General features: G+C 62.1%; 1 pseudogene. It reads left to right on the top strand.

Going from position 1 to position 327, the window contains the following annotated elements:
• Positions 1-151: 151 nt before the first annotated feature.
• Positions 152-327, top strand: a pseudogene (locus tag H6B51_RS17965) (electron transfer flavoprotein subunit alpha); the annotation flags it as partial.

The following is a 327-nucleotide window of genomic DNA, read 5'->3' as shown; positions in this document are numbered from 1 at the left end:
AAGGGCTCCCCCACCCACGTCAAGAAGTCCTTTGTGCCCCAGAAAAAGAAGGGCGGCGTGAAAATCAAGGAGGAGACCAACGAGGAGTCCGCCGTCAAGCTGGCAGCGCTGCTCAGCGAGGCACACGTGATTTAAGGGAGGGAGAACAGACATGGAAGCAAAGACCAAGGACCTGTGGGTCTATATTGAAACCAAAGAGGACGGCTCCGCCAAGAACGTGGGCCTGGAGCTGCTCACCCCCGGCCGTGACCTGGCGGACAAGCAGGGGGGCAGGCTGGTGGGCATTGTCATCGGCAGCGGGGTGGACGCCGCCGTCAGCGCCGCCTC

It is taken from the genome of Pseudoflavonifractor phocaeensis, from assembly GCF_016901955.1.
GTDB classification, from domain to species: Bacteria; Bacillota; Clostridia; order Oscillospirales; family Oscillospiraceae; genus Flavonifractor; species Flavonifractor phocaeensis_A.
This window is presented reverse-complemented; position numbering and strand designations above follow the sequence as displayed.